Source organism: Acidocella sp. (assembly GCF_035535915.1).
Taxonomy (GTDB): Bacteria; Pseudomonadota; Alphaproteobacteria; order Acetobacterales; family Acetobacteraceae; genus Acidocella.
In genome coordinates this window covers 39,119-45,277 of record NZ_DATLPB010000008.1, presented here as the reverse complement: position 1 = coordinate 45,277, position 6,159 = coordinate 39,119, and the positions used below count along the sequence as shown (strand labels likewise).

Annotated in this window: 6 protein-coding genes; 5 read left to right on the top strand and 1 reads right to left on the bottom strand. The window is 63.5% G+C overall.

Going from position 1 to position 6,159, the window contains the following annotated elements; genetic code table 11:
* Positions 1–223 precede the first annotated feature (223 nt).
* On the bottom strand, positions 224–1,138 hold the full coding sequence (locus VNC39_RS01130) for a LysR family transcriptional regulator (RefSeq protein ID WP_325395335.1): 915 nt from the start codon (positions 1,136–1,138) through the stop codon (positions 224–226).
* A 102-nt stretch (positions 1,139–1,240) separates the two neighbouring features.
* On the opposite strand from VNC39_RS01130, the gene VNC39_RS01125 reads away from it, so the two are divergent.
* The 5 genes from VNC39_RS01125 (at position 1,241) to VNC39_RS01105 (ending at position 6,159) form a co-directional block, all read left to right on the top strand.
* Positions 1,241–2,710 (top strand): form I ribulose bisphosphate carboxylase large subunit, encoded by a 1,470-nt coding sequence (locus tag VNC39_RS01125; RefSeq protein WP_325395333.1) that lies wholly within the window; start codon positions 1,241–1,243, stop codon positions 2,708–2,710.
* 17 nt (positions 2,711–2,727) lie between these two features.
* Positions 2,728–3,150, top strand: coding sequence for a ribulose bisphosphate carboxylase small subunit (locus VNC39_RS01120; RefSeq protein ID WP_325395331.1), 423 nt, complete (start codon positions 2,728–2,730; stop codon positions 3,148–3,150).
* Complete coding sequence (cbbX, locus tag VNC39_RS01115) at positions 3,140–4,093, top strand: CbbX protein (protein WP_325395329.1); 954 nt, start codon at positions 3,140–3,142, stop codon at positions 4,091–4,093. Before VNC39_RS01120 ends, cbbX begins: the two co-directional genes overlap by 11 nt.
* A complete protein-coding gene (locus tag VNC39_RS01110; protein WP_325395327.1) occupies positions 4,071–5,111 on the top strand; it encodes a class 1 fructose-bisphosphatase in 1,041 nt (346 codons plus the stop codon). Before cbbX ends, VNC39_RS01110 begins: the two co-directional genes overlap by 23 nt.
* Positions 5,112–5,283: 172 nt before the next feature.
* Entirely contained in the window at positions 5,284–6,159 is an 876-nt protein-coding gene (locus tag VNC39_RS01105) for a phosphoribulokinase (RefSeq protein WP_325395325.1), read from the top strand.

Below are 6,159 nucleotides of genomic sequence, written 5' to 3'. Positions count from 1 at the left end.
CAGCCTATTCAATTGTCAAACATCAAAACAACCAGCACCAGCCAATTAAAACGGCACCGTCTCCGGTGCCAACCAGCCAAACGCCAATCGCGTGGAGCGCCTTCTACTCGCCACCCACCTCCACTGTCAACACAACGTCATACACGTAAAAACCCAGGGTTTGCCTCACCTTGCCCTCAACCCGCCCGGCCGGGGCCGAAAAATTTTTGCGCCCGCAGCATTTTTATGACCGCCCGGGCGGGAACAGGCCCGCCATATGCTCCCGCAACAGCGCCTGCAGCGCCTGCGCCGCGGGCAGCAGCGTCCGATCCGTCAAATGCACCGCGTACCATTGCCGCACCACCGGCAGCCCCACCACATCCAGCGTCACCAACCTTCCATCCGCAAGCTCAGGCCCCACCGTGTGGCCGGAAATGAAGGCGATCCCCAACCCCGCCATCACCGCCTGCTTGATCGTCTCATTACTGCTGATCTCCATGCCCAGGCGCGGCGTCACCCCGGCTTTGGCGAAGATCTGCTCCATCAGCATCCGCGTGCCCGACCCCCGCTCTCGCACCAGGAAGATCTCTTCGCCGAGATCCGCCGGCTCGAGCCGGCGCCGCTGCCGGAGCGGATGGTCCGGGGCGGCGATAATCACATGCGGATGATCGGCGAGCTTCACCAGCTCCACCTCCATCCCTTCCGGCGGCCGCCCCATGATCGCGATGTCGATCTCGCGTTGCCGCAATCCGGAGATAATGTCGGTGCGGTTGCCGATCACCAGCTTCAGTTCGACCAGCGGGTAAGCCTTGTGGAACGCGCCCAGCGCCTGGGGGGCGAAATATTTGGCGGTGGACACCACGCCCACCACCACCCGGCCCCGCCGTGGGTCGCGCAGCCCGGCCACCGCCTGGTCGCAATCACTGAGCACCGCCTCGATGCGCGCCGCCGCCGCCAGAACCTCTTCGCCCGCCTTGGTGAGCAGCAGCCTGCCCTCGGCGAATTCGAACAGCGGCAGCCCGACCTCCTCGGCCAGCGCCTTCATCTGCATGCTCACCGCCGAGGGCGTGAGCCCCACCGCGTCGCCGGCCGCGGTGAAACTGCCCAGCCGTCCCGCGGCGGCGGCGATCCGCAACTGTTTGAGCGTGACCCGGCGCATGCCTTCAATTTATCTGAAAATCTCCTTCAGAACATTCAAATTCTCAAACCGGCCTCCCGCGCCCATGCTGCCCTCCAGAACAATTTTCGAGGAGGGATTCCGATGACCCATAGCCGCCCGGTAACGGCCGCGCCGGCCCGGAAAAGCCGCTACTCCGCCGGTGTCATGGAGTACCGGAACATGGGCTATTGGGAGCCCGACTATGTTCCCAAGGATACCGACATCATCTGCCTGTTCCGCGTCACCCCGCAGGACGGCGTGGACCCGGTGGAGGCCTCGGCCGCCGTCGCCGGTGAATCCTCCACCGCCACCTGGACCGTGGTCTGGACCGACCGGCTCACCGCCTGCGAGACCTACCGCGCCAAATGCTACCGGGTGGACCCGGTGCCTGGCATGCCAGGCTCCTTTTTCGCCTATATCGCCTATGATCTCGATCTGTTCGAGCCCGGCTCCATCACCAATGTCGCCGCCTCGGTCATCGGCAACGTGTTCGGCTTCAAGCCGCTGAAGGCGCTGCGGCTGGAGGATATGCGCTTTCCCACCGCCTATGTGAAAACCTTCGACGGCCCGCCGACCGGCATCGTCGTCGAGCGCGAGCGGCTGGACAAGTTCGGCCGCCCTCTGCTCGGCGCCACGGTCAAGCCCAAGCTCGGCCTTTCCGGGCGCAATTACGGCCGCGTGGTCTATGAGGCGCTGAAAGGCGGGCTGGATTTCACCAAGGACGACGAGAACATCAATTCGCAGCCTTTCATGCATTGGCGCGACCGCTTTTTGTACTGCATGGAGGCGGTGAACCGCGCCCAGGCGGCCACCGGCGAGGTCAAAGGCACCTATCTCAACGTCACCGCCGGCACCATGGAGCAGATGTATGAGCGCGCGGAATTCGCCAAGCAGCTCGGTTCCATGATCGTCATGATCGACCTGGTGATCGGCTACACCGCGATCCAGTCGATGTCGAAATGGGCCCGCCGCAACGACATGGTCCTACATCTGCACCGCGCCGGCCACTCCACCTATACGCGGCAGAAGACCCATGGCGTGTCCTTCCGCGTCATCGCCAAATGGATGCGCCTCGCCGGCGTCGATCACATCCATGCCGGCACCGTGGTCGGCAAGCTGGAAGGCGACCCCGCCACCACGCGCGGCTATTACGATATCTGCCGCGAAGGCTTTAACCCGATGCAGCTCGAGCACGGCATTTTCTTCGACCAGAACTGGGCGAGCCTGCGCAAAATCATGCCGGTCGCCTCCGGCGGCATCCATGCCGGGCAGATGCACCAGCTTTTGCATCTGCTGGGCGAGGATGTGGTGTTGCAATTCGGCGGCGGCACGATCGGCCACCCGCTCGGCATCGAGGCCGGGGCCATCGCCAATCGCGTCGCGCTGGAAGCCATGGTGCTCGCCCGCAACGAAGGCAGAGACATTCTCACCGAGGGCCCGGCCATTCTCAGCGCGGCCGCTTCCCACTGCCTGCCGCTCGCCCAGGCGCTGGAAACCTGGCGCGACGTCACCTTCAACTATGCCTCCACCGACACGCCGGATTTCGTGCCGAGCGAGAGCGTGTCCGTCTGACCGAAAGGAACATAGCCATGCGCGTGACCCAAGGCGCCTTTTCCTTCCTGCCCGACCTCACCGACCAGCAGATCACCGCCCAGGTGCAATATTGCCTCGACCATGGCTGGGCGGTGAACCTGGAATTCACCGACGACCCGCACCCGCGCAACACTTATTGGGAGATGTGGGGCCTGCCGATGTTCGACCTGGCCGACGCCGCCGGGGTGATGGCCGAACTCGCCGCCTGCCGGAAACTCCACGGCGACCTTTATATCCGCCTCTCCGCCTTCGACAGCACAGCCGGCTGGGAGTCGGTGCGCCTCTCCTTCATCGTCAACCGCCCCGCCGAAGAGCCGGGCTTCCGGCTTGACCGCGCGGAACAAAGCGGCCGGCGCATCGCCTACACCACGCGCGCTTACGCCACCGACCGGCCCGAAGGGTCTCGATATGGCGCCTGAGCCAGCGATGGAATTCGGCGGCCCGGACCGGCTCGACCTTTCCGCCCTCTATGCGGACAGCGAGGTCGGCCAGATGCTCGCCGCGCTCGACAGCGAGTTGGTCGGGCTTATCCCTGTGAAACGCCGCATCCGGGAAATCACCGCCTATCTCTTCGTCACAAGGGCACGGCAGATGATGGGCCTCGCCACCGGCACGCCGACCCTGCACATGGCCTTCACCGGCAATCCCGGCACCGGCAAGACCACTTTGGCCTTGCGCATGGCGGCCATCCTGCACGGGCTGGGCTTCATCCGCCGCAACCACGTGATTTCCGTAACCCGCGACGACCTGGTCGGCCAATATATCGGCCACACCGCGCCCAAGACCAAGGAGGTGCTGAAAAAGGCCATGGGCGGCGTGCTCTTCATCGACGAGGCCTATTATCTGCACCGGCCGGAGAACGAACGCGACTACGGCCAGGAATCCATCGAAATCCTGCTCCAGGTCATGGAGAACCAGCGCGACGATTTGGTCGTCATTCTCGCCGGCTACAAAGACCGCATCGACCAGTTTTTCAAATCCAATCCGGGATTTCGCTCGCGCATCGCGCATCATATCGATTTTCCGGACTTCTCGGATGATGAGCTGGTGGCGATCACCTGCAAAATGCTGGACGAAGCCCAATATCGATTCAGCCCACCGGCGCTCGAGCTGCTGCGCCGCTACGTCGCCGCGCGGCGGCAACAGCCGAACTTCGCCAACGCGCGCTCGATGCGCAACGCCTTCGACCGCATGCGCCTGCGCCAGTCGCTGCGCCTGTTCGAAACGCCGGGCCTGATGGACCGCGCCGCCTTGACCACCATCGAAGCCGCCGATCTGCGCGCAAGCCGGGTGCTCACCGGCCTCGATGGCAGCCAACAAGAAGACGACGGAGGAAACCATGACACCGAGGAAGCGGCTTGATGAAACTCTGATCGCCTGGGCGGATTCCGATCCGCTGCGTGACGCCGTCGCCGCGACGATCTTGTGCCTCGCGGACGGGGCGGCGAAACTCTCCCGTTTGCTCGCCAGCGGCCCGCTCGCCGGCAATCTCGGCGCGGTGCTGTTCGACGGTGAAGCCGGCGAGGAGCAAAAGGCCCTGGATGTGCAGGCCCAGGCGATTTTCATCGCCTGTCTGCGCGCCGCCCGGGTCGCCGCCATCGCCTCGGAAGAAGCACCGGAGGCCATCCCTCTCACGCCCGACGCGCCGCTGCTGGTCGCGCTCGACCCGCTCGACGGTTCCTCCAACATCGACACCGGGCTCACGGTCGGCTCGATTTTCTCGATCCTGCCGCGCGGCAAGGCGGTCACCTTCGAACACGAATTTCTACGCCCCGGCACGACGCAACTGGCCGCGGGTTATGTGCTCTACGGCCCGCATACCTCCCTGGTGCTGAGCGTCGGCGACGGCACGGATCTCTACGTGCTGGATCCGGACAGCGGCATGTTTCACCTCGCGCAGGCCAAGCTCGAGATCCCTCGGGACAAAGCCGAATTCGCCATCAATATGTCGAACTACCGGCATTGGGAGGAAAATGTGCGCGCCTATATCAACGATTGCCTGAGCGGTCGGGACGGCCCGCAGCAAACCGATTTCAACATGCGTTGGCTCGCCTGCCTGGTCGCCGAGGCGCACCGCATCTTCAGCCGCGGCGGCATCTATCTCTACCCCGCCGACGCGCGCAAAGGTTACGGCAGCGGCCGGCTGCGGCTGATCTATGAGGCCAACCCCATCGCCATGCTGGTGCACCAGGCGGGCGGCCTCGCCACCGACGGTTCGATGCCGATTCTGGAGAAAGTTCCCGCCAAGCTGCACCAGCGCACGCCTTTGATGTTTGGTGCGCGCGAAAAAATGGAGCGCCTCGCGACGTACTTGAACGGCCCCGGCGGCGATGGCGAACGCGCGCCACTCTTTCGCCGGCGAACTTTGTTCTGCGCTTGAAAGAAAACAGTAAGCGGCCGCTTTTTGAAAAAAGCGGCGCAAAAACTTTTGGTTATGCTGGGCCTGAGGCGTTGTCGCCGACATAGCCCATGACCCAGCATAACAAAGTTTTTTTGCTACTTTTTGTTCACAAAAAGTAGCGCTTTCTTAAGTTTCAACGGAGGAAGCGAAAATGTCGGTCCGCCATCCTGTCATTGTCGTCACCGGCTCATCCGGCGCTGGCACCACGTCGGTCCGCAACACGTTCCAGCAGATTTTCCGGCGCGAGAAAGTCCAGGCCGCCTATATCGAAGGCGACGCCTTCCACCGTTACGACCGCGCCGCCATGCGGCAGAAAACCGCCGAGGAAGAAGCCTGCGGCAATCATCATTTCAGCCATTTCGGCCTCGACGCCAATTTGCTGGAAGAGCTGGAGAGCTTGTTCCGCGATTACGGCGAGTCTGGTACCGGCCGCACCCGCCATTACGTGCATGATTCCGCCGAGGCCGAGCGCTACGGCGCCCCGCCCGGCCATTTCACCGCATGGCACGATCTCGAAACCCCCACCGATCTGCTGTTCTATGAGGGCCTGCATGGCGCGGTGGTGGCGGACGGGCTCGACCTCGCGCGCCATACCGACCTGAAAATCGGCGTGGTCCCGGTCATCAACCTCGAATGGATCCAGAAAATCCACCGCGACCGCAACACGCGCGGCTATTCCACCGAAGACGTGATGGCGACGATCCTGCGCCGCATGCCCGACTACGCGCAGTATATCTGCCCGCAATTCACCCATACCGACATCAATTTTCAGCGCATCCCCACGGTCGACACCTCCAACCCGTTCATCGCCCGCTGGATTCCCACGCCCGACGAATCCATGGTGGTGATCCGCTTTCGCAATCCGCGCGGCATCGATTTTCCCTATCTGCTGTCGATGATCGCCGGCAGCTTCATGTCGCGCGCCAACAGCATCGTCATCCCCGGCAACAAGCTCGATCTCGCCATGCAACTGATCCTCACCCCGCTGATCCTGCGCCTGATCGAACGCCAGCAACGGTCCCAGTAA

Coding starts and splice junctions, on each gene's coding strand:
- VNC39_RS01120 (WP_325395331.1), top strand. CDS start 2,728: ATGCGCGTGACCCAAGGCGCCTTTTCCTTCCTGCCCGACCTCACCGAC.
- VNC39_RS01130 (WP_325395335.1), bottom strand. CDS start 1,138: ATGCGCCGGGTCACGCTCAAACAGTTGCGGATCGCCGCCGCCGCGGGA.
- cbbX (WP_325395329.1), top strand. CDS start 3,140: ATGGCGCCTGAGCCAGCGATGGAATTCGGCGGCCCGGACCGGCTCGAC.
- VNC39_RS01125 (WP_325395333.1), top strand. CDS start 1,241: ATGACCCATAGCCGCCCGGTAACGGCCGCGCCGGCCCGGAAAAGCCGC.
- VNC39_RS01105 (WP_325395325.1), top strand. CDS start 5,284: ATGTCGGTCCGCCATCCTGTCATTGTCGTCACCGGCTCATCCGGCGCT.
- VNC39_RS01110 (WP_325395327.1), top strand. CDS start 4,071: ATGACACCGAGGAAGCGGCTTGATGAAACTCTGATCGCCTGGGCGGAT.